The following is a 21,669-nucleotide window of genomic DNA, read 5'->3' as shown; positions in this document are numbered from 1 at the left end:
ATTGGTTCTTCAGAACACCGTGCCGTCGCTGCGGATGCGGATGGGCGGCACGCCTCCGGGGCGCAGCTCCGCCGCCACCCGGCGCCCCGCCGTCCACGTCCCGCCCTGGAGCACCTTCGCCAGCGGCAGCTCCTCCGCGCTCAATTCCAGACGCCCTCGCACCAGCGCGGCCACGCGGTCCAGGAGCGCCACCGTCAGCGCCCGCCACTCCACGATGGGCGCGTCACCCGGGGCATACACTTCCATCGTCAGGCGTGGGTCCTGCGGCACCAGCACGCCCAGGTCCACGAAGAGGCCGCCGTTGCGGTACTCCGGCAGGCCGGTGAGCGCGTCCAGCTCCGTCACCGTCACGCCGGCTTCCGCCAGCGGCTCCACCAGCGAGTACGCCAGCCACTGGGACAACTTGTGGAAGGGCACCAGCGCGTCCGCGCTGCCCGGTGGGCCCAGCGCCGGGTGCGGCCACACGTCCCCCAGGTTCACGCCGTCCACCGTCGTGCGCCCCGGCCAGATGGGGCCCAGCACCTCCAGCACCGTGCCCAGCACCTCCGCCGCCCGCACGCTGCGCCGGTGCGCGGCCAGCATGTCGAACATGGACCCCGGCCGGGGCAGCACGCGCGACAGGCCCTGCAACAGGTGCAGCCGGCCCTCCACGCCCAGCAGCGGGTTGGACTCCGACACCTGGAAGCCGCGCTCCAGTTGCTCGCGCGTCATCCGGCTCAGCGCCTCCGCGTCCGCGCGCAGCGGCCGGTCCGGGTCCGACGAGAAGCCACCCGCCATGAACATGCGCAGCGACGCCACGGCCAGCCCCTCCGAGCGCACGTACGAGGCGCCCCCGGGCTCCTGGTAGCGCCACGTCGGGCCGCTGCCCGCGTCCAGCAGCACGCTCACCACGCCCAGGTCCACCTTGGCCCTGGCGCGCTCCTCCGGCGGCAGCGAGGCCAGGCGCGCCTCCAGCTGCGCGAGCCTGGGCACCCCTCCCGCGTCGAAGTGCCTCCAGCGGCTGTGCACCGGGATGTCCAGCCGGGGGTACGCTTCATGCGTCACCGCCAGCACCCGGTCCACCACCGTGGGCAGCCTGGAAGGCTCCACCCGGAAGTACTCCAGCCGTCCGGCGAGCCCCAGGTCCAGCACCTGGTGACAGCGTTCACGGATGGCCGCCGGGCTGCGCAGCCACGCCACCGTGGGGGACACCTCCTGCACCCGGATCGCGTCAAGCATCGAGGTCCCGTCCCTTCACCTGCGCCAGCGCCCCCGCGTCCGCCACCGGCCCGCGCGTGAAGTAGCCCGCCGCCTTCTTCGCCTCCATCTCCACCTTCGCGTCCGCGGGAATCAGCCCGTCCGGGATGGGCACCCGTTCGAGGATTTCAATGCCCGAGCGCACGATGGCGTCGTGCTTCATGTCGCTCATGGAGATGAAGCGGTGGATGCGCGTGATGCCCAGCCAGTGCAGCACGTCCGGCATCAGCTCCTGGAAGCGCATGTCCTGCACGCCCGCCACGCACTCCGTGCGGTGGAAGTACGTGGCCGCGGAGTCGCCGCCCTCCTGGCGCTTGCGCGCGTTGTAGACCAGGAACTTGGTCACCTCGCCCAGCGCGCGGCCCTCCTTGCGGTGGTAGACGATGAGCCCCACGCCGCCCTGCTGCGCCATCCGCACGCCCTCCTCGATGCCGTGCACCAGGTAGGGCCGGCAGGTGCAGATGTCGCTGCCGAAGACGTCCGAGCCATTGCACTCGTCATGCACTCGCGCCGCCAGCGGCACGTCCCGGTCCGCCAGCGAGGCGATGTTTCCAAACACATACAGCGTCAGCCCGCCGATGGGTGGCAGGAAGACGTGCAGGTCCGGGCGGGTGATGAGCTCCGGGTACATGCCGCCGGTGTGCTCGAAGAGGCCCCGGCGCAGCGCGCCCTCCGTGAGGCCGAAGCGCTCCGCGATGCCGGGCAGGTACCAGACGGGCTCCACCGCGGCCTTCACGACCTTCACATCTCCATTCGCCGCGACGAGGTCGCCGTCGACCTTCAGGCGCCCGGCGACGATGGCCTCGCGCACCTCCGGCATGTTGATGTGGGCGCGGGTGACGGCGATGGTGGGCCGGTAGTCCACGCCCTGCTCGGCGTAGGCGCGGAACACCTGCGAGGCCACCGCGCCCCAGGGGTCCAGCGACACGATGCGCCTGGGGTCGCTCCACGACGGATACGGGCCCACCTGCGCCGCGGGCGAGGTGTTGGTCAGGTCCGCCTTGTGGTCCTGCGGCAGCTTGCCCGCGGACACCGCCAGCGCGCGGTAGATGGAGTACGCGCCCGAGTGCGTGCCGATGACGTTGCGGTTCGCGGCGTCGGAGAGCGTGGCCACCACCGGGCCCCGGCGCAGCGGCTCCGACTCGCCCCAGCGCAGGGGGACTCCGGGCACCTGCCCGTCGGGGTGGGACGTGAGACGGATGTGATTGACGGGCTTCTTGTCAGCCATGGGTGCACCCTCCTTGTGGGGCGCGGGAAAGGACAGGCGTCTGGGAATGGGGAGACGTGAGGAGAACGCCAGCGCGCGGCGTCAGCTCATCCACGAGCCGTCGGTGCGCGCGGACCACTTGCGCGTCACCTTCTTGAGCTGGCTCCAGAAGTCGAGGCTCGACGGTCCGGTGACGTCCCCGTGGCCGAACTTCGACTCGCCCGTGCCGCCGAAGGAGAAGGGCTCACGGGGCACCGGCACGCCCACGTTCACGCCCACCATGCCGGCCCTGGCGCCCTCCACCACCGTCTGCGCCACCGCGCCGTTGGTGGTGAAGATGGACGCCGCGTTGCCGTAGGGCGACGCGTTCTCCACCGCGAGCGCCGCCGACAGCGTGGGCACCCGCACGATGGACAGCACCGGGCCGAACAGCTCGCGCCGCGCGGCCTCCATCTCCGGCCGCACGCCGTCCAGCACCGTGGGCCCCAGCCAGTGGCCGTTCGCGTAGGCCTCGCCCGCGGGCCGCTTGCCGCGCCCGTCCAGGAGCACGCGCGCGCCGTCCGCCTGCGCCTTCGCGATGGCCGTCTCCAGCCGGTCCACCGCGCCCCGGTCGATGAGCGCGCCCATGCCCGGGCCGACCTCCAGCCTGGCCGCCCGACGGAGGATGTCATCCACCAGGGGCTGCACGTCGCCCACGGCGAGCATCACGCTGGCCGCCATGCAGCGCTGGCCCGCGCAGCCGGTGAACGAGTCCACCACCGCCTGCGGCGTGAGCTCCGGATCCGCGTCCGGCACGACGATGAGGTGGTTCTTCGCGCCGCCCAGCGCCAGCACGCGCTTGCCGTGGCGGCTGCCCTCCACGTAGACGTGACGCGCGACGGGGGAGGAGCCCACGAAGGCCAGGGCCTTCACGTCCGGGTGCTCCAGCAGCGCGTCCACCGCGGGCTTCGCGCCGTGCACGACGGAGAAGACGCCGGGCGGATAGCCCGCCTCCACCATCAGCTCCCCCAGCGCGGTCGCGGTGAGCGGCACCTTCTCCGACGGCTTGAGGATGAAGGCGTTGCCCACGGTGACGGCGATGGGGAACAGCCAGAGGGGCACCATCGCGGGGAAGTTGAAGGGCGTGATGCCGGCGACGACGCCCAGGGGCTCGCGGCGGTATTCGCAGGTGACGCCCCGGCTCACCTCCAGGTGCGCGCCGCTGTCCAGGTTCTGCAGCGACAGGGCGAAATCACAGACCTCCAATCCCTTGAGCAGCCCCGCGCGGCCCTCCGCCACCGTCTTGCCGGATTCACTGGCGGCCAGGTGCGCAAGCCTTTCCAGGTGCGACTCCAGCAGCGTGCGAAAGCGTTGCAGGAATTGGGTGCGCTCGCGCAGCGGGGTGACGCGCCAGCCCTGCGCGGCGGCCTTCGCGGCCTCCACCGCCTGGGCGACACCGGAGGCGGTCGTCAGCGGCACGCGGCCGATGAGCGCTCCTGTGTAGGGACTGCGGACCTCCTGCGCGGACGCTCCGGCGGGAGAGACCCACTCTCCGCCCACGAGGTTGCGACAAGAGACGACGCTCTCGGGTAACCGAACAAAGGACACGCGCACCCCCCCGGTGTTGCGTGACGAATGGACGGCAAGGATAGACGCAAACCTGGAAGCCAGGGCAAGTCAGGGGGCGTCACCGTGTCCTTGCTTGATCGGAAGCAATGGATCTCCCCGGCTTGCTGTGTCGCAAACCCGACCGATGCGCACGGCAGGGATTGCCACGCCCCGGGTGCGCGAACGTGCGCGCCGCGCTTCGTCAGGCCTGGGAGAGCATCCGCTGGTGCCGCTCCGACAGGGCGGAGGGGTCGGTGAGGGCGCGCAGCTCCGCGATGGCGGTGGCGTCGTCCGTGTCCGGGTTGAGGCCGAGCGAGATGGCCTCCAGGTACAGCTCCAGCGACAGCAGGAAGCGCGAGTCGGCGGTGAGGGGGTCGCCCTGCTCGCGCATCAGCTCGCCGTCCTCGCGCACCAGCTTCGCGAGCATGCGCGTGCGCGTGGCGGTGCCGAGCAGGCGGGAGGTGGACTCGGCGTCCGCGAGGATGAGCGCGCCGTACTCCATGCCCAGCACGGTGAGGACGGTTTCGCGGACGTGGTTGCGCGCGTCCGCGTACCGCTTCTCCTTCCGGGCCTTGAGGATGCTGGCGATGGCGGCGGCGAACTGCTCGGCAGCTCGCTCGATGAAGTCCTTGCGGAGGGACATGGGGCACGCAGGGTAAGCCCGGACCGGGGCCTCCGCACCTTTCCCACCGTGACGGCACTCCCCTGTCACATGGAACCCAGGGGGTTTCGCGCGTTTTCACTGTCCAGTGAGACGACGAGAAAGCGGCGGACCGCACCGCCGGTGTCCGTGTCCCCGCCGGATCCGACGACCAACCGGGTGGCCCGGCTCCGTATCCATTTCAAGCGCGGATCCGCGGGAGCCCGGGGTGATTCGCGCGCCCCCCGCCGTCATTCATCTGGAGAGTCATCGTGGGAGCGCCTTTCGCTCGCGCACAGCTGCGTCCGTCGTCCGAGGCACCGGCCCTGGAATGGGAGATCCGGTGGGACATCACCGATCCCGAGCGCATCCGCATCATCCTCGCCACCGCCGCCGCGCTGGGTTCGCCCGCGCTGCTGCGCCGGGGAGCGACGGCGTCGCCGCTGCGGCTGGAGACGCTGGAGCCCGAAGGCGGCGGCCTCCACTGGTCCAGCCTGACGGTGGATCCGGGCGCGGACGCGTGGGAGGTGGAGGTGTTCGGCCACGGCTGCGTCTACCGGATGCTCCTGTCCGGTGAGACGGCGGAGCCGGGGACGTGGGTGACACCGCTGCCGCGCCAGTTGCTCCGGGTGCGCCGCCGGGCCCACCGGCGGGCTCCCGCCCCTCCGGACCTGCGCATGCGGCTGCCGCTGCCGGGGTGGCTGGGCCGGGAGCGCGGGGCGGTGGACGTGTCCTTGCGCGGGCTGTCGCTGCGGCTGGGCGCGGGGGAGCGGCTGTCACCGGGCCGGGTGCTCCAGCCCATCGAGCTGCGCACCCCGGGAGGCGAGGCCGTGTCGCTGCGGGGTGAGGTGCGCCATGTGTCGGACCGCGCCGACGGTGAGCTCCAGTGCGGGCTCCAGGTGACGCCGTTGACCGTCGAGGACGCGGAGCGATGGCAGGCGCTGGTGGCCAGGGCGCTTCATCCGACGACGCGCACCGATGGGGCCCTGGCGGAGGAGCACTGGCGGCTGTTCATCGACTCCGGCTACTTCAACCTGGCGGGCCGGTCCGCGGAGGACTTCGAGGCTCAGCGGCGGAGCTTCGTGGAGCTGGGCCGCCAGGCCGGCGCGATGGGAACGGTCCTCACCGAGGTGGTGTGGCCTTCGGAGCGCGGCGTGGAGGCGACGCTCTCCGCGATGAAGCCCTACCGCTCCGTGTGGATGGTGCACCAGCTGGCGCGGCGCCAGGACGCCACGCGGTTCGAGCGTCTCCGGGGCCAGATGCTGCGTGACGTGTACGTGCGCTGCGTGGAGCACGCGCAGCGGGACCCCGGGTTCCGGTGGCTGGCGGCGTACATCGAGTCGACCGTGCCCTTCACGTACCGCTCGCACGTCGGCTTCGCCGACCGCATGGCGGCGACGGGACGGACGCTGCTCCTGCCCATGCGAATGATTGACGTCGAGTGCGCTCATGCCCCGGCCTCGCCTGTCACGGGCCTGGAGCTGGGGCCCGCGACGGAGGCGGAGCGGCGGCTGCTGGTGGAGCGGATCGCCCTCACCCGGCCCGCCTGCTACGCCGAGGCGCTGGACCTGCGGCTGGAGACGCTGGACCTGCGGGACGCGGCCCGCGCCTGGCAGGCGGTGGGCCTGGAGCGGGAGCGGCACCTGCTGGTCGCTCGCGAGGGGGCGAAGCCGGTGGCGGTGGCCGTCCTGGAGGCGGGGCCGCCGGGCACCAATCCCTTCGGGCTGCTGGACTCCGTGCGGCTGTTCGCGCTGTCGCCGCGAGCGCAACAGGCCTACCCGGCGCTGCTGGACGGCGCACGCCGCTGGTTCGCGCACCGGGGCCGCGATGGCTTCACCTTCCTGGCCGAAGAGGCCGGCGACGTGGAGGCCGCGGGCCTGCACGACCCGGCGCCCGACGCCAAGCCGTTCCTGTGGCTCATCCCCGCGGACCTGGCTTCCGAATTCCTCGAGCACATCCACGAGCAGACGGCACCCCGTCCGCACTCACACCCCCAGAAGGAACTGTCATGACGCTCATCCAGACGCACTACCTGCCGCACGTTCAGGAAACCCGGGCCCGCCTGGAGACGGACGCCGTCGTGCGCACGCTCCTGTCGCCGGACATCTCGCCGGACCTGATGGCGCGCTTCCTCATCGAGTGGTCCGCCCGGGGCGCGTACATGACCGAGCCCGTGGACGGGTGGATCCGCGGCGCCGGTGAGCGCTGCATCGCGCTGGGCCAGGAGAAGGTGGGCCGGCAGCTCATCACCCACGCGAAGCACGAGGCCGGCCACCACCTGATGACCATCCAGGACGCGCGCGTGCTGACGGTGCGGTGGAACGAGAGCCACGCGGACGCGCTGGACGCGGACGCGCTGGTCGCCCAGGCGCCCACGGCCGCCATGCGCGAGTACCGGCAGGTGCACGACGAGGCCATCACCGGCGACCTGCCGCTGGGCCAGGCGGCCATCGAGTACGAGGTGGGCTACCTGGCGGTGGTGCTGGTGCCGCGCATCCTGGCGAACGTGCGCGCGGTGCTGGGCCAGGGGACGCTGGACTCCCTCACCTTCCTGCGCGAGCACGCGGAGGTGGACGTGGGCCACACCGCGCTCAACGAGCGGATGATGGAGGGGCTGCTGAGCACCCATCCCGAGGAAGGCCGGCGGCTGGCGGCGTTCGGTTCGCGCGGGCTGGACTGCTACCTGCGCTTCCTGGCCGACTGCATGGAGGCGGCGCGCCGGAGCCTGGGCGGCGGCGTCACCGCGGCGGCGGCCTGACGTTCTCCTGGAGGGTCACGGCGCCGCGTGGCTCCGTGACTTCCAGTACTCGCGCTGCGCGGGCACGGAGACGAGCTCCCGCTCCGGATAGCGCAGCGCGGTCAGCTTCCCTCCGAACACGCAGCCCGTGTCCAGACAGACGGTGTTGTTGACCCACTCGGCCTCCGGCACGGAGGTGTGGCCGTACACGACCGTCGCCGGGCCCCGGTACTGCTGTGCCCAGTCGGCTCGCACCGGCAGGCCGTAGGCGTCCGCTTCGCCCGTGGTCTCTCCGTAGAGGGCGAAGTCGCGCACCTCGGGGGTGTCCCGGCCGTGCATGGCTTCCTTCAGGCCCGCGTGCGCCACCACCAGGTGGCCGTCGTCCAGGACGTAGTGCGGGGAGCGGGCCTCGATGAAGTCGGCGACCGCCTGGGAGAACCCGGGCGGCTCGCGCTCCAGTTGCTCCAGCGTCATCGCGAGCCCGCGCGCCACGCGCACGTCCTTGCCACGCAGCTTCTTGAGCAACTTGATTTCATGGTTGCCCGGCACGCACAGCGCCGTGCCCGCCTCCACCATGCCCATCACCAGGCGCAGCACGTCCGTCACGCCCGGCCCCCGGTCCACCAGGTCGCCCAGGAACACCCCCTTGCGCCCGTGGGGCGCGCCCACGTCGAAGCCGGGCGCTCCGTCCGCGCGCGGCGCGACCGTGTAGCCCAGCTCCGTCAGCAGGGCCTTGAGTTCGTCGAAGCACCCGTGGATGTCTCCGATGATGTCGAACGGGCCGTGCTCGTCCTGGCGGTGGCTGGGCAGCGGGCGGTGCTCGAACGACACCGCGTCCGCCGTCTCCGGCGTAAGCACATGCACGTGCCGGAGGCCTTCCTTCGCCAGCCCCTTCAGCGCGTTCTGGAGCTGCAGCACCTGGTTGCGCAGCGCTCGGGGACTGGGGTGTGACCCGGTGCGCGCGCGGTTGCGCTCCAGACAGAGCACTTCCGGCGCGTCCATGGCCACCGCGACCAGGGCGACGTGGTGCTCACGCGCCAGGGTCACGTAGTGACGGCGCGACTCCGCGCTCAGGGGCACGCCGTCGATGACGGTGAGCGTGCCTTGCCTGAGCCTTCGCGCCACCTCGTCGTGGAGCTTCGCTTCGTTGCCGGTGCCGAGCAGCACGTCCTCCGGGAGGAAGTGCGCGTTCGCGAGGGTGGACTTGCCAGAGCCAGAGGGACCGATGAGCAGCACGAGCGACTGCTCGGGAATGGGAATCTTCATGATGGGAACACCGGGATGGGGGTCGGCGTGCCGACCGGCGCCCCTTCCGGGGCAGGGCGCACGCCACCACTCCAGCGCGCGATCCCTTCCGGTGCCCGGGTCACGCGAGCCTTCGCGGACCCTCCGGCGTCAGACGGGATGCGCTCTCCACGAATGAACGCGTCCCCGCCTGACATGCGTCACTTCAGGGGCAGCAGATACGCTTCCAGGTACACGTCCGGACGGCGGTCGATGTCGCCTTCCGGCACACGCTGGTAGCCCCGGCGCTCGTACATGCTCGCGACGCCCCTGGCGCCCCGGCGCACGTGGAGGGAGATGGCGTCCACGCCCCAGCGCTTCGCGAGGGCTTCCGTCTCCGCGAGCAGCGGCTGAGCCAACCCCTGCCCCTGGAAGCGCACCGCGGTGGCCAGGGCGCGCAGGTCCGCCGTGCGGGGCAGCCAGGCCTCGGTGCCGGGTGCGCCGGGCGGGTACAAGGCCACCGTGCCGGCGACTTCGCCGTCCACCTCGGCCACGAGGATGGTGCACACCTTGCGCCGGGAGGCGACGTCGCGCAGGAACGCCTTGCGCTCCTCGGAGTAGACGACCTCCGGCATCAGCCTCGCGTACTGCGTGGTGTAGGCCTCCACCAGCAGCTCCCCAATCACCTTGTCGTCCTCGGGCCGCGCCTCGCGGATGAGGGCTCGCTTCACCACGTCCGTGCTCATGCGCCGCCCTCTAGCATGAGGCCCCGGAGCCCGCCTCCGGCATGCGCGGCGCCTACACGCCCACCAAGCCCAGGACATGCGCGTTGTACACCCCGGGTCCGACGCGGCCCCTCAACCGGTCCGACTGTCGGACAGGTTTCCACTGCCCGGATGGGGCGGGGCGCTCCGGCCGCCGGCTGTCCCAACCTGTCCGACTGTCGGACAGGTTTCCGCTGCCCGGCGGGAGCGGGAGCGGGGGCGTTCCGAACAGCAGTCGCCCCAACCTGTCCGACTGTCAGACAAGTTTCCTCGGCCCGGCTGGAGCGGGAGCGTTCCGAACCGCGGTCGTCCAAACCGGTCCGACTGTCGGACAGGTTTCCGCTGCCCGGATGGGGCGGGGGCCCTGGCCCTCCGACAGCTGGCGGTCCAAACCTGTCCGACTGTCGGACAGGTTCGTGCGGTACGCCGCCGGCGGGGCCGGCCTGCGCATCGCTGGGACTGATTTCATGTCCAAGGGCTTGGCGCGTTGCGGCAGGCGCCACGCTTCGACCTGGCGTTCCCTGCGCCTACTTCCTCCGCGCGGGCACCGTCACGCGGGCGCGCTGACGGCGCATCCCTCCGAGCGCCCAGGCCGCGAACAACATGCCTCCCGCGACCGCCGCCGTGCCGCCTCCGCCCGTGCTGCATCCTCCCGCCTGCGCGTCGGCGACCGCGCCCGGCGTCACGTCGGAGGTGGAGCCGGGCGTCCCCAGCGACGGTCCTCCCGCGGCCTCTTCCGGCAGGGGTGCCGTGCCTGCGTCCGTCGTCGTGCCTGCGTCCGTCGTCGTGCCCGCGTCTGGCGTCCGGGTGGCGGTCAGTTCCTCATAGCGCTGGATGAGCTTCAGCCTCGCGGCGTCGAACGCGGCGCCGTCGTCCGTCACCCTCGACGCGGCCGGAATCAGGTCCCTGGCCACCTTGCGCGCGAAGTCCGGGTCACCCGCGTCGCTCACCGCCTTGAGCCACTCGTAGTCCTGCATGCCCTGGCGGATGAGCTTGAGGCGCAGCGACGCCACCGGCACGTCCGTCCTGCCGCCGATGGCCTCGGGCGTGCCCGGGTAGAAGAGCGTCCCATCCCCGTTGCCATTGAAGCGGTACTGGTCCGTCCACGCCGTGGAGAGCATGCCTACCGTCTGGTAGTACAGCTCGCCCGTCGCGCCCTGGAGGAACGTCACCCACTCCATCGCGCGCGCCTTCGCCGCCGACCGGTCCAGCATGTACGACGGCCAGCCCGCGCCCGGCTTGTTCTCCGGCGCGTTGGTCCCATACGCACAGCCGTGGCTCATGCAGCTCTGATACATCCACAACGCGGTTCCCGGACGCTCCAGGAAGCCCGTGTACGTCCCTCGCTGGTCACCCCGGAAGCTCGCGTCCGTGCCGTCCAGGTGGTTCACCAGCGGCACCGCCATGTCCACCTGGTCCTCCAGGCGGTTGGCCTTCAGCTCGCGCGAGTTCGTCGTCAGCATCGTGCGCAGCCCGGGGGCCGCCTGGCGCACCAGCTCTCCCGTCGCGTGCACCTGCTCGAAGCTGGTGCCGTGGGGCGGCTCGTCCCCCAGCTGCACGTAGGCCCGGTCCAGCCAGCCCCGCTCCTTCATGTGCGCCGTGAAGTCCCGCAGGTTCGCGGCGTCGAGCGGCCCCACGTACTCCAGGCTCGTCATCCGCGCGCCCTGCAGCCGCGAGGGCGCGGTCCCGTCCAGGTACGGCCCCCACGTCGCGTCGAAGTCGCTCCACGCGGGCGGCCACGGCTTGCGCGGGAAGAGGCTGGACAGCGTGAAGCGGTGCTCCAGCGCCATCCGCTGGTAGCGCGCGAGCAACGGCTGCAGCTCCTCCGGCGTGCAGTCCTCGCGCCCCGTGTGCGCGCGGCAGACGTGCGGCGGCCAGAGCAGGAACGCCGACGGCAGCGAGGACGTGCTCGGCAACGCCGCGTCCACCACCGTGAGCCTCGCCGTCACCTGCCGCTGGAAACCTCCGTCCGCCTCCACCGTCACCGTGCCCGTGTAGTCGCCGGGCGGCGCATCCTGGGGCACGTGCACGTCCACCCAGATGGCCCGGGCCTCTTTCGCGGGCACGTCGAAGGGGAAGGCGCTGCGCGTCTCACCGGCGACCTCGTCCGTGTCCGGCACCAGCCCGTCCGGCCACGCCCCCACGGGCTCTCCGGCCACCGACGCCTGCTTCGTGGTGACGAGCGCTTCGCGGTACAGCGTCACGTCCGGCCCGCTCAACGTCGTGGAGCCAGGGCCCTCCAGCGCGGGCAGCTTCGCGCGCACGCCCGTCAGCCCCGTGTCGCCGCCCTGCAGCGCGACCTGGAAGGAGACGAACTCGTTGCGCGCGGCGGTGAGCCGCACCTCCGTAGCGCTCCGGGCGGCGGTCCCTGGCCGCACCTTCACCATCATCCCCTCGCCCCACACGGAGGGCCCGGCCGCGAACACCGGCAGGGCCACGGTCAGCGACAACAGGGCGGCACGGAACGGTCGAATCGAGGGCATGAAGAGACCAACGCGCTCCAGCCCCGCGTCGCTTCCCGCATTGGCCGTCCCTTGTCAGCCGGGCAGGCAGGTGGCCGGGGCCTCCAGGGCCGGGCTGGTGGGCCCAGGCGCTGTTTTCCCCGAGGCGAAGGCAGGCGCCTGGTCGCGCCGCACGCCCCGGCTCAGAGGAAGTCGCCGATGAGCCACGGGAGCTGCTCACCCAACTTCTGGAGCAGGCCCCGCCGCTTCCAGCCGTGCCAGTGGACCTCCACCGAGTGCGTGAGGTCCTGCTCGAAGGCGGCGGCCAGCTCCTCCGCCAGCACCGGGTCCTCCACCATCACGGAGCCCTCGTCGGTGTGGTTGAGCGCCAGTGGATCCAGGTTGGTGGAGCCCACGACGCTCAGCGTGTCGTCCGCGACCAGCGTCTTGGAGTGCATCATGGAGATCTCGTACTCGTAGATGCGCACGCCTCCCTCCAGGAGCCTCGCGTAGGACGCCCGCTGCGCGGCACGCACGGGCCCTACGTCGTGGTAGCGGCCGGGCACCAGCACGCGCACGTCCACGCCCTCGCGGGCCTTGAGGATGAGCATGTCGCTGATGGCTTCCGACGGCAGGAAGTACGAGTTGGCGATCCACAGCCGGTGCTTCGCGGACGCGATGGACAGCAGCCACATCCTCGAGGCGTCCGAGAGGAAGCGGTGGCCGGTGCTGGCGACGAAGCAGGCCCGCGCGTTGCCCGCGGGGGCGAGCTCCGGGAAGGACTCCAGCGGCAGGAAGTCGCCGCCGGACTCCTGCCAGTTCTGGGCGAAGGCGAGCTGCATGCCTCGCACGACGGGGCCCCGCACCCGCACGTTGGTGTCGCGCCAGGTCTCCGGCGCGTCGCCGTTGCCCAGCCAGCTGCGCCAGATGCCGAAGCCTCCGGTCAGCGCGACCTCACCGTCGCGAATGACCATCTTGCGGTGCATCCGCGCGCGGATCCGCGCCGCGGACAGGGACGTCACCGCGCCCTGATAGGGACGGTAGATGCGCACCTCGCAGCCGGCGTCCGCGAGCACGGGGGCCACGACCTCGAAGTTCACGCTGCCGAGCGGATCCACGATGACCCGGCACTGCACGCCGGGCGCGCGCTCGCGCAGCGCGATGAGCAGCTGGTCCGACGGGATGCCCGGACGCCAGATGTAGCTGGCGATGTGGATGCTGGAGCGGGCGGCGCGGATCTCCTCCTCGATGACGTCGAAGACGCGGCCGTTCTGGACCAGCTCCACGCCGTTGCCGGGCTCCATCGGGATGCCCAGCGTCTGCTCGAAGGCGAGCTCCCGCTCAGCCGGGGCCTCCGGCAGCGCGCGCAGGCGCAGGTCCTGTCGGTGGTTCGGGTAGGGACACCCCGCGGCGAGCAGGGCGAGCAGGATGGGCCAGACCAGCCGCACGGCCCGGAAACTAGGGCAGCCCCCGCCCTTCCGCATCCGCCGTGTGCTTCCGCGTGGAGGAAGGGTGTGGATGGGGCCGGGCACCGTCCACCCGCTGACGGTTGAGCCATGTGACACCCAAGGCCGGTGGTGCCGGGCGCGCCGCATGCGCACTGCTGGGTACGGACATCGGACGCGCGAGGAGGACGGACACGGCATGCGGCGACGGGGGATGGCACCAGCGCGCGGGGCGCTCCTGCTGATGGGCCTGCTGGGGGCACCGGCCGCGGTCGCCGCCGTGGGGACCCAGGAGGCACCGCCCGCGCGGGAGGTTTCATCCGCGCCCCGGGATGAACAGACGCCCACGCTCGAGACGTCCTCGCCGCGGGCGGGCGATGCCCTCGCGCCTCGCGATGGACCCCGCGAAGCCGATACGCCCGAGTCCCCTGCACCGCCCTGCGAAGGCGACGTGCCGGCGTCCTCCTCGCAGGCTGGCGAGGCCGACCCGCGCTCGCGGGTGCCTTCGTCCCGCGAGCCTGAACCGCCTCCGCCTCCGCTGGAGCCCACCCTCCGGGATGCGCCGTTCCTGGACGCGGAGCCTCCGCCTCCCGCCGTGCCTCCGCGTGCGCTGCGGCCCTTCATTCCCCACGGCGAGCCCGACACGGAGGCCCCCTTGTCCGGCGCCACCTGGGCCGCGCATGGCGGCGTCACGCTGCTGCCCCTGGGCGCCGTCTGGGCCGCGACCCGCGTGGGCGGGGACACGCGCCTGGGTGCCACCGCCGCGGAGGCCGCCGCGGGCACCGTGCTCGCCTCGCTTCCCGGACGCTTCCTCTTCGTCCACCCCTCGTATCCGCAGGGCCGGTGGATGGAGCTGGAGGTGGGCGCGTTCGGCGCCGCCATGGTCGTCACGCCTCCGGTCGCCGCGCTCGGCACGTGGGGCATGGGCGAGGTCGCGTTCGGCGACAGCCAGGATCGCGGCCGCGCGTACCTGGGCGCGCTCGGCGGCGCGACGGTGGGAATGCTGCTGGGCCTCGCCGCGCATGAAGGCCTGCGGCACCTGGCCGGCTCCAGCGAGCGGCTGGACTTCCTGCGGCGCTACCTCGCGCTGTCGCTCATCGGCTCCGGGGCCACCGTGGGCTATCAGTGGAGCCGCACTCCCACTCCGGGGCGTTGACGCGTCGTTTCGCCGCACCCGCGTTTCAATTTTCTTCCCGCGTGCGGCACCTCGGCGCCCCGCCCTCCGCGCCAGCGCGCGAGCCCGCGACATCGCCGCTGGCGTTGTCAGTCCCTCTTCCTAGAGTGCTCCGTGCAGCGCCAACACCTCGCAGCAGGGAGACGACACCATGCAGGCTCGCAAGAACATCCGTCGCATCGCCTTCGTCCTCGCCGCCGCCGCCACCGTGATGGGCCTGGGCGTCGCCGCCACGCCGGCTTCCGCCGACGCGCAGGACTGCACGCCCCAGTGTTTCAAGAACCCCATCACCGGGCAGATCACCTGTACGTACCCCTGCCCGTAGTCCCGGGCCGGCCACGACCGTGATGAAAAAAGGCCCCACCCGCGTCATGCCGGGTCGGGGCCTTCTTCCTGCCCGGAAGGCGCGTGCGCGCTACTCCGAGCGCATCGCCTCCACGGGGTCCAGCTTCGCGGCGCGCGCCGCCGGGTAGATGCCGAAGAGCAGGCCCACCCCGCAGCTCATCACCAGCGACACGATGACGGACCACATGGGGACCTCCGTGGGCAGGTTGATCATCCACCGGGCCAGGTGCGCCAGGCCCGCGCCCAGCGCCACGCCCACCGCGCCGCCCACCAGCGACAGCACCACCGCCTCCAGCGCGAACTGCGCGAGGATGCGGTAGCGCTTGGCGCCCAGCGCCTTGCGGATGCCAATCTCCCGCGTCCGCTCCGTCACGGCGACCAGCATGATGTTCAGGATGCCGATGCCGCCCACCAGGAGCGACAGGATGCACACGCCGAAGCTGGCCGCGGACACCGCCGAGGAGAGGTTGTTGAACATCTCCGTGGCGGACGCGTTGTTGTAGAGGAAGAAGTCGTCCGGTTCGTCCGGCTTGAGCCCGTGGCGGCGGCGCATGAGCAGCGTCACTTCATCCTGGGCGCGCTGGAGCACCTCCGGGGACGTCGCCTGGATGCTGATGCGGAAGTCGCGCACGCCGAACATGGACGCGAACGTGGACAGGGGAATCATGGCCTGGTTGTCCTGGCTGCCGCCGCCCAGGAACCCGCCCCGGCGCTTGAGCGTGCCCACCACCTGGAAGGTGCGGCCCAGGAGGCGGAACTCGCGGCCCAGCGGGTCCATGCCGGGCCACAGCGTGTCCGCCAGGTCCGCGCCAATCACCGCCACGCGCCGGCCGTCCACGAACTCCGCGTCGGTGAAGGGCCGCCCGGTGGCGATGCTCACCGCGTTGGTGTGGAAGTACTCCGCCGTGCCCGCCCAGACGTGCAGGTTGGGGCGCGTCTCGCGCTCGGCGGTGGAGGCCTTCTGGCCGCCCTTGGAGTCCTCACCGGCCGCCCGCGCGATGGACGGCTGCGTGCGGATGGCGTCCAGGTCCGCGTAGGTGAAGCGCGGCCGGCGCGCGAGCTCCGCGACGGACAGCTCGCCCTGGCCGAAGGGCAGCCGCTGCACCTGGAAGCAGTCGCTGCCCAGCTCCGACATCTGGTTGTTCACCTGGTTCTTGAGCCCCTCGATGAGGGACATCATGGACACCACGGTGGTGACACCGATGACGATGCCCAGCAGCGTCAGGAAGGAGCGCAGGGGGTTGGAGCGGAACGTGCCGAACGCCAGCCGCACCGTGTCCCATAAAGCCATCCACATGGTCAGGTCTCCCGCTCGTGCCTAGTCGTGGCGGAGCGCTTCCACGGGGTCCAGGTTCGCGGCGCGCGCCGCCGGCCAGATGCCGAACAGCAGGCCCACCACCGCGGAGAAGCCCACGCCCAGCACCACCGTCATGGGCTGCACCGCCGCCGCCAGGGGCGTGAGGTAGTTCACCAGCCACGCGATGGCCATGCCCACCGCGGTGCCCATCGCGCCGCCCACCGCGGACACGCTGGCCGCCTCCATGAGGAACTGGAGGATGATGGTGTGCTTGCGCGCGCCCAGCGCCCGGCGGACGCCAATCTCGCGCGTCCGCTCGCGCACGGACACCAGCATGATGTTCATGATGCCGATGCCGCCCACCAGCAGCGTGATGAGGCCCACGCCGGTGGCCGCGCCGTAGAGCGCGCCGGTGAGCTGCTTGTACATGTTGGCCAGCTGGTCCGGCCGGTTGATGGCGAAGTCGTCCGGGGCACCGGGCTTGGTGTTGCGCTCGCGGCGCAGCGTCTCCGTGAGCCGGTCCTGCACGCGGGGCACGTTCTCCTGCTGGTCCACCGCGAGCACCAGGGTCACGTCGCGCTGGGTGCCGAAGTGCCCCTGGAACGCGGGGTACGGCAGCATCACCACCAGGTCCACGTTCTGCCCCAGCACGGTGCCGCGCTCCACGATGACGCCCGCGACGCGGTAGGGGCGGCGGTCCACGAGGATGCGGTGGCCCACGGGGTTGATGCCCGGGAAGAGCACCTTGCCGATCTCCGCGCCAATCACCGCGACGGGGGAGCGGTTGTCCACGTCCGCCTGGGTGAGGAAGCGGCCCTGGGCCATCTCCACCGAGGACGTCATGGCGTAGTCAGGGCTGGTGCCCATGGTCTGCACGGAGGCGAGCTTCCGGTTCTGGAAGGCCACCTCCGCGTTGACGAACATCATGGGGGCCACCGCGACCACGTGCTCGGAGGCGTTGCGCAGCGGGTCCACCAGGTCCAGCGAGAGCGTCTTGCGGTTGCGGTACGCCCACCAGTCCCCGTTCATCACCCAGGGGAACTTGGACACCTGGAGCGTGTTGGAGCCAATCTTGTTGAGCTGGTCGGCGAAGGAGCTGTTCAGCCCCTGGATGATGCCGACGATGGCCAGCAGGGTGCACACGCCCACGCCGATGCCCACCGTGGTGAGCACCGTCCGCAGCCGGTTGGAGCGCAGCGAGGTCAGCGCGATGCGCGCCCCCTCCCACACGTCGACCCGGAAGTTCACGAAACCACCCCTTCACGCTGGAAGCCGCGCGGCCCATCCCACCGGGAAGGCTCCCCGGCGGACGGGCCGCGTCAGGCACTCTACGCCCAGGAAGGCCACCCATTGCACGCGCCTTCACCGGGCGGCGGTCCACGGGTGGGGTTTTCCCTGGTTTCAGGGCAGCACGGTCACCGTGTCACCGGTCAGGCGCACCTTGACGGTGACCTCGTTGGGCAGCGTGTCGGCTTCGTCCACGATGTGGTTCTCATCCACGCCCACGCGCACGGTGTACTCGCCGTCCGGGGTGTCCGTGACGTCCAGCCACTGGCAGGGGAGGTCCGCGGTGTAGACGTCCGACCAGCCGGGCGAGATGCCCGTGCCCGGGTCGTACGCGGCGAACGGGCTGCCGTCCGCGCAGTACTGGGTGAAGTCGATCATGTAGAAGCCCTGCTTGCGCCCCACGGACGTGGTGTTGCCCGCCGCGTCCTTCAGGTCGTAGCCGGCGAAGTTCGTCAGGTGGTGGTGGTCGTGGCACGCGTCGTAGACGAAGAGGTCCGGGCGCTCCTCCGGGGAGGGCACCACCAGCGGGGCCGTGCCCATGTTCATGATGGAGGTGGTGAAGCGCAAGAGGCGCCGCTCGCCTCCCGCGGGCACGCAGCCCTCGATCACCTCGCAGGAGTCCGCCGTGAAGGAGCGGCGCTCGATGTAGAGCGTGCGCGCGAGGACGTCCCGGTCCACCGTGAGGTCCGGCTTGCCGTTCACCGGATCCACCGGGAGGTTGCACGTCCGCGTGGGTGCCAGCGCGGGCGCGGGCTCCGGCGAGTCCGGCACCGCGCCGCCGCCGAAGACCATCACCCGGCCCAGGGTGGCGTCTCCCGAGGGTGCGCCCGCGGGCGTGCCGCTGAGTGCCGGGGACTGGCCCACCACCAGGTCGTCATACCCGTCCCCGTCCAGGTCGCCCGCGGAGGCCATGCCCAGGTAGTCGGTCCCCAGCGACGTGCGGAGGTCGAGCCGGTTGGCGCGCGGCCACGCCCACACCGGCTCCAGCGGGCCGGACACGTTCGCGGTGGGGCGGAAGAGGTACGCGCGGCCGATGGCGCCGATGGCAAAGTCGTGGCCCGTGCCGCCCTCCACCATGGCGCCCACGGGAACGACGGTCTTGCTGAAGGTGAGGAAGGCCTGTCCGAAGAGGGGGAAGGCCGCGTCGTCCATGGCCTGCCAGGTGATTTGCGGCGCGTAGCCCTGGCTCGCGGCGTCGGACAGGTGCAGGCGCTGGCTGCCGTTCAGGAGCAGGAGCGCCTCCGAGCGGCCGTCTCCGTTCAGGTCGGGCAGCGCGGCGAAGGACTCGGCCTGGCCGGTCCACACGGGCTGCGTCGTGAGCGGCCCTTCACAGACGTGAGCGCTGCCCGCCTTGCACCCCAGGTAGAGGTCCACCGTGGCGTCGGTGTGGGTCACGGCCAGGTCCTGGACCCCGTCCCCGTCGGCGTCGCCCGCGGGATTGGGGACGCCGGTCAGCTTGCGCACGGCGGTAAAGGCCCCTTCCGGCGCGCCCGGCGTCGACCGGTACACGGTGAGCTCCCTGGGGAGCGTGGAGGAGACGGCGAGTTCGTCCAGCCCGTCCCCGTCCAGGTCCAGGAACTGCGCGCCGTTGAAGCGCAGGGTGGCGGCGTCCGGCGCGCGGAACACCGGCTGCGTCAGCACCTGGGACAGGTCCGGCCCGCCCTTGAACACGCTGACGCCGAAGGAGGTGGCGACGAGCACGTCCGCGTACGCGTCCCCGTCGATGTCGCCCGTGCTCACCGTCATCTTGTAGCTGGAGGCGAGGGGGCTGGGGTGCACCCACGTCAGCGTGGTGGTGACGGGCGTCTTCGAGAAGTCGCGTGCCTCGCCCGCGTACACCATCACGCGGCCCGGGTCCCGCTGGAGGCCCGAGCAGGGCGCGGACGTCACCAGCAGGTCCTTGCGCCCATCGCCGTTGACGTCGCCCAGCGCCACGGTGCGGCCGAAGCACTCGCGGGGGTTCGCGCCGTCGCCGGTCACCTGCCAGCGCGGCGTCTCGGAGAGGGTGGAACCGGTGGAGGTGCCGCCGTCATCCCCCGAGCCCGCGTCCGGCGTGCCAGCATCCGGCTGGGGCTTCGGATCCTCCTTGCAGCCCGTCAGGGCCAGGAGTCCCACCACCGCGAAAGACCGCGCGAACCGCATCCGCATGTATTGCTCCCCGGGAATGAACCAGCCGGCCTTCCACCGGCCCTGTCCCGAGGAGCCCCTTCGCGGAGAAACGATGCGCGCGGCTTTTTTCGCGCCGCCTCAGGGCAGCACGGTCACCGTGTCCCCCTTCAGGCGCACCTTGACGGTGGCCTCGTTGGGGAGCGCATCGAGCTCATCGATGATGTGGTTCTCATCCACGCCCACGCGCACGGTGTACTCGCCGTCCGGGGTGTCCGTGACATCCAGCCACTGGCAGGCGGTGTCCGCCGTGTAGACGTCCGACCAGCCCGGGGAGATGCCCGTGCCCGGGTCGTACCAGGAGAGCGCGCTGCCGTCCGCGCAGTACTGGGTGAAGTCGATCATGTAGAAGCCCTGCTTGCGCCCCACGGACGTCGTGTGGCCGGACGCGTCCTTCAGGTCATAGGCGGCGAAGTTCACCAGGTGGTCGTGCTGGTGGCACGCGTCGTAGACGAAGAGGTCCGGGCGCTCCTCCGGCGAGGGCACCACCGCGGGCGCGGTGCCCATGTTCATGATGGAGGTGGTGAAGCGCAGCAGGCGCCGCTCGCCCCCCGCGGGCACGCAGCCCTCGCGCACCTCGCAGGAGTCCGCCGCGAAGGAGCGCCGCTCGATGTAGAGCGTGCGCGCGATGACGTCCCGGTCCACCGTCAGGTCCGGCTTGCCGTTCACGGGGTCCACCTGGAGGTTGCACGTCTTCGTGGGGGCCAGCGCGGGCGCGGGCTCTTCCAAGTCCGGCACCGCGCCGCCGCCGTACACCACCACCCGGCCCGGGGCGCGCGTGCCGTCGGTCTCCTGCGAGAGGCCCACCACCAGGTCGTCGTACCCGTCCCCGTCCAGGTCGCCGGGGCTCGCGACGCTGGGGACCGTGAAGCCCAGCATCGTCTGGGGCAGCAGGCGGTTGGCGCGCGGCCAGGACCACACCGGCTCCAGCGGACCGGACACGTCCGCCGTGGGACGGAAGAGGTACACGCGCCCCAGGGAGGCGAGCACGAAGTCGTGGCCGGTGCCCCCCTCCGCCATGGAGCCCACCGTGGCGCTCTGGGCGGCCATGCTGGGGAAGGCCGGGTCGTCCATCAGCTGCCACGCGGGCGTGGCGGAGTAGCCCTGGACGGAGGCGTCGGACAGGTGCAGGCGCGTGCTGCCCCGGAGCGACGCGAGCGCCTCCGGACGGCCGTCCCCGTTCAGGTCCGGAATCCCCCGCATGCTCTCCGCCCTGCCCCTCCACACCGGCTGCGTGGTGAGCGGTCCATCACAGACGCGCGAGCTGTCCGCCTTGCAGCCCAGGAAGAGGCCCTGGCTGTTCTCCTCGTCGAACAGGGTGATGAGCAGGTCCTGGGCGCCGTCCCCGTCCGTGTCTCCCGCGGGCTGCACGTAGCCGGACAGCACGCGCACGTTGGTGAAGGGCCCCTCCGCCCCGCCGGGCGTCGCTCGGTAGAGGGTGGTGCTGCCGGTGAAGGTCGAGACAATGAGGTCGTCCAGCCCGTCGCCATCCACGTCCAGCAGCCGCGCGACGCTGAAGCGCAGGGTCGCGGAGTCCGGCACGCGGAACAGCGGCTGGGCGAACACCTGGGACAGGTCCGGCCCGCCCTTGTACACGCTGACGCCGTAGTAGCTCTTCACCACCACGTCCGCGTACGCGTCCCCGTCCACGTCGCCCGTGCCCACCACCATCTGGTAGCCCGACGTGCGCGGGCTGGGATGCACCCACGACACCGTGGAGGTGACGGGTGTCCTGGAGAAGGAGGACGCCTCTCCGGCGTACACCATCACGCGGCCCGGGTTCGTGGGGCGGCTGGTGCACGGCGGCGAAATCACCAGCAGGTCCTGGCGGCCATCGCCGTTGACGTCGCCCAGCGCCAGGCCCCGGCCAAAACACTCCTGCGGGTCGAGGCCATCCCCTTCGACCTGCCAGCGAGGCGTCTCGGAGAGGGTGGGGCCGGCGGTGCCGGCGTCGTCCTGGGAGCCCGCATCGGACCCGGCATCCGGCACCCCCGCGTCGGGCTGGGGCTTCGGGTCGTCCTTGCAGCCCGCCGTCAGGAACAGCACCCCGGCGCAGGCCAGCGCCCCATGGATCCGCATGCGTGACTCCTCGGGCAGGACAGGTCGCGGGCACGGCACG

Annotated in this window: 16 protein-coding genes; 4 read left to right on the top strand and 12 right to left on the bottom strand. The window is 71.8% G+C overall.

Annotated elements, in window-relative coordinates:
* Positions 1–9 precede the first annotated feature (9 nt).
* The 4 genes from NR792_RS27790 to NR792_RS27775 form a co-directional block, all read right to left on the bottom strand.
* The gene (locus NR792_RS27790) at positions 10–1,218 is read right to left on the bottom strand and encodes a URC4/urg3 family protein (protein WP_375755722.1); all 1,209 of its coding nucleotides are present in this window, start codon (positions 1,216–1,218) and stop codon (positions 10–12) included.
* A complete protein-coding gene (locus NR792_RS27785) occupies positions 1,211–2,464 on the bottom strand; it encodes a GTP cyclohydrolase II (protein ID WP_375755721.1) in 1,254 nt (417 codons plus the stop codon). Before NR792_RS27785 ends, NR792_RS27790 begins: the two co-directional genes overlap by 8 nt.
* An 81-nt stretch (positions 2,465–2,545) precedes the next feature.
* Complete coding sequence (gene mmsA, locus NR792_RS27780; RefSeq protein WP_375755720.1) at positions 2,546–4,030, bottom strand: CoA-acylating methylmalonate-semialdehyde dehydrogenase; 1,485 nt, start codon at positions 4,028–4,030, stop codon at positions 2,546–2,548.
* A gap of 202 nt (positions 4,031–4,232) precedes the next feature.
* Complete coding sequence (locus tag NR792_RS27775; RefSeq protein ID WP_375755719.1) at positions 4,233–4,673, bottom strand: hypothetical protein; 441 nt, start codon at positions 4,671–4,673, stop codon at positions 4,233–4,235.
* Between the two features lie 269 nt (positions 4,674–4,942).
* Between NR792_RS27775 and NR792_RS27770 the strand changes: the two genes are divergently transcribed.
* Both NR792_RS27770 and NR792_RS27765 read left to right on the top strand, forming a co-directional pair.
* Positions 4,943–6,682 (top strand): hypothetical protein, encoded by a 1,740-nt coding sequence (locus NR792_RS27770; protein ID WP_375755718.1) that lies wholly within the window; start codon positions 4,943–4,945, stop codon positions 6,680–6,682.
* Positions 6,679–7,428, top strand: a complete 750-nt coding sequence (locus NR792_RS27765) for a hypothetical protein (protein WP_375755717.1) — start codon at positions 6,679–6,681, stop codon at positions 7,426–7,428. The genes NR792_RS27770 and NR792_RS27765 overlap by 4 nt, the downstream gene beginning before the upstream one ends.
* Positions 7,429–7,443: 15 nt before the next feature.
* Here the strand turns inward: NR792_RS27765 and NR792_RS27760 are convergent, their stop codons facing one another.
* From NR792_RS27760 to NR792_RS27745, 4 genes are all read right to left on the bottom strand, one after another.
* Positions 7,444–8,673: an AAA family ATPase gene (locus tag NR792_RS27760; protein ID WP_375755716.1), complete on the bottom strand. Its 1,230-nt coding sequence runs from the start codon at positions 8,671–8,673 to the stop codon at positions 7,444–7,446.
* 179 nt (positions 8,674–8,852) lie between these two features.
* Entirely contained in the window at positions 8,853–9,377 is a 525-nt protein-coding gene (locus tag NR792_RS27755) for a GNAT family N-acetyltransferase (protein WP_375755715.1), read from the bottom strand.
* A 545-nt stretch (positions 9,378–9,922) separates the two neighbouring features.
* The gene (locus NR792_RS27750; RefSeq protein ID WP_375755714.1) at positions 9,923–11,878 is read right to left on the bottom strand and encodes a glycoside hydrolase domain-containing protein; all 1,956 of its coding nucleotides are present in this window, start codon (positions 11,876–11,878) and stop codon (positions 9,923–9,925) included.
* Between the two features lie 161 nt (positions 11,879–12,039).
* A complete protein-coding gene (locus tag NR792_RS27745) occupies positions 12,040–13,284 on the bottom strand; it encodes a phosphatidylserine/phosphatidylglycerophosphate/cardiolipin synthase family protein (RefSeq protein WP_375755713.1) in 1,245 nt (414 codons plus the stop codon).
* A gap of 211 nt (positions 13,285–13,495) precedes the next feature.
* On the opposite strand from NR792_RS27745, the gene NR792_RS27740 reads away from it, so the two are divergent.
* On the top strand, positions 13,496–14,437 hold the full coding sequence (locus NR792_RS27740; protein ID WP_375755712.1) for a hypothetical protein: 942 nt from the start codon (positions 13,496–13,498) through the stop codon (positions 14,435–14,437).
* 169 nt (positions 14,438–14,606) lie between these two features.
* A complete protein-coding gene (locus NR792_RS27735) occupies positions 14,607–14,780 on the top strand; it encodes a hypothetical protein (RefSeq protein ID WP_375755711.1) in 174 nt (57 codons plus the stop codon).
* A gap of 90 nt (positions 14,781–14,870) precedes the next feature.
* Here NR792_RS27735 and NR792_RS27730 read toward each other — a convergent pair whose 3' ends face one another.
* The 4 genes from NR792_RS27730 to NR792_RS27715 form a co-directional block, all read right to left on the bottom strand.
* Positions 14,871–16,091 carry an ABC transporter permease gene (locus NR792_RS27730; RefSeq protein ID WP_375755710.1) on the bottom strand — a complete coding sequence of 407 codons (1,221 nt, stop codon included), beginning with the start codon at positions 16,089–16,091 and terminating at the stop codon, positions 14,871–14,873.
* A gap of 27 nt (positions 16,092–16,118) precedes the next feature.
* Complete coding sequence (locus NR792_RS27725) at positions 16,119–17,345, bottom strand: ABC transporter permease (RefSeq protein ID WP_375755709.1); 1,227 nt, start codon at positions 17,343–17,345, stop codon at positions 16,119–16,121.
* A 153-nt stretch (positions 17,346–17,498) separates the two neighbouring features.
* Entirely contained in the window at positions 17,499–19,532 is a 2,034-nt protein-coding gene (locus NR792_RS27720; protein WP_375755708.1) for a lysyl oxidase family protein, read from the bottom strand.
* 99 nt (positions 19,533–19,631) lie between these two features.
* Positions 19,632–21,629, bottom strand: a complete 1,998-nt coding sequence (locus NR792_RS27715) for a lysyl oxidase family protein (protein ID WP_375755707.1) — start codon at positions 21,627–21,629, stop codon at positions 19,632–19,634.
* Between the last annotated feature and the right edge of the window lie 40 nt (positions 21,630–21,669).

Origin of the sequence: Corallococcus exercitus (assembly GCF_042231735.1) — a bacterium.
Taxonomy (GTDB): Bacteria; Myxococcota; Myxococcia; order Myxococcales; family Myxococcaceae; genus Corallococcus; species Corallococcus exercitus_B.
This window is presented reverse-complemented; position numbering and strand designations above follow the sequence as displayed.